The following is a 1,403-nucleotide window of genomic DNA, read 5'->3' as shown; positions in this document are numbered from 1 at the left end:
GGGAGTGGCACTCCACGGCCTTGCGGTTCTCGAGGTCGAGCACGGTGTGGATGGCGAGGGCGCCGGCCACCCGGGTCATGGGGTCGATCGACCACTCACGCAGCCGGGGCGGGGCCGCCAACTGGGCACCGGGGCCGGAACGCCGGCGCACGTAGCCCTTGCGCTGGGTGGACTGCACGGCCCAAGGGTCGGCCGTGGTGTCCCGCATACGGGCCTTGCCCGTGCTGTCGAACTCGATCGGAAGGTTCTTGAAACACATGTTCGGTGTGCGTCTCCTGGGCTGGATGCGGTGAAACTTCTTGGACCCTTCGCCGCCGGCCTAGGAGCTCGTGGGCTCTCCAGGGCCGGCGGCTACCTGCTGTTGCGGGCTAGTGGCCGCCCTCGAACCGGTAACGACCGGCGGCGTCGTCCGAGTGGCCGTAGGTCTTGTTGTTCCCGCCCTCGTGGGAGTGCTGGTACTTGGAGTAGAACTTGTGGATCGTCTTCTGGACGCCCTTGGGGCCGATCTTGGCCCGGCCGAAGCCCGACGGGCCGTCCTGCTCCCAGCGGGCCGTCATGTTCTTGTCGACCCGGGACAGGTAGCGCATCTTGCGGATGAACCCGCCCACCACGCGGCTGGTGGTGGAGGACAGCAGCGAGCCCGGGGCGATCTCGTAGATCGGGCTGAACTTGTCGGGGAAGCCGGGCATCGTGCAGCCGATGCAGATGCCACCCATGTTCATGCAGCCGCCGTGGCCGTCGACGTTGCCCCGCTCGGCGATGTTGCACTGCACGACCGGGCCCCAGCAGCCCAGCTCGACCAGGCACTCCTTGTCGCCGTACTCGTGGGCGAACACGCCCTCTTCGTAGTAGCCGGCCCGGGGGCAGTGGCGGTGGACGGTCTCGCCGAACAGCCACGCCGGGCGGCCCAGCTCGTCGAACTCGGGCAGGGGGGCCAGGCCGTTGAGGAACAGGCAGACGGCGGCCGCCGTCTCGATGATGTTGTCGCCCACGGGCGAGCAGCCGGGCACGTTGACCACGGGCACCCCGAACGAGGACCGGAAGTCCTTGCCCAGGTAGTCCATGACGCCCATGGAGTTGGTGGGGTTGCCCTTGGCCGCGGGGATGCCGCCCCAGGAGGCGCAGGTGCCGATGGCCACCACGGCCGCGGCCCCCGGCGACAGGCGGTCGAGCCACTCCAGTGAGGTGATCTGGCGGCCCGTCTGGGGGTCTTCGCCCAGGCCCATCCAGTAGCCCTCGCCGGCGATGGACTCGTCCATCACCGAGCCCTCCCAGCAGACCAGGTAGGGGGCGTCGAGCTCGCCCCGCTCGGCCATGAACAGGTTGTGGGTCCACTCCGCGCCGCACTCGACGGACACGACCGTGTGGATGAGCTCGACCCTGGGCAGGCCGGGGATGATGCC

General features: G+C 69.4%; 2 protein-coding genes. Both read right to left on the bottom strand.

Annotated features, from left to right (window positions below):
* Positions 1 to 259 (bottom strand): hypothetical protein (locus AB1673_17635; protein ID MEW6155779.1); only part of this gene is annotated, 259 nt, incomplete at its 3' end.
* Between the two features lie 109 nt (positions 260 to 368).
* Positions 369 to 1,403, bottom strand: a 1,035-nt coding sequence (locus tag AB1673_17630; GenBank protein ID MEW6155778.1) for a hydrogenase expression protein HypE, incomplete at its 5' end; no start/stop codon positions are given.

The sequence above is a fragment of the Actinomycetota bacterium genome, assembly GCA_040754375.1.
Lineage (GTDB): Bacteria > Actinomycetota > Acidimicrobiia > Acidimicrobiales > AC-14 > JBFMCT01.
This window is presented reverse-complemented; position numbering and strand designations above follow the sequence as displayed.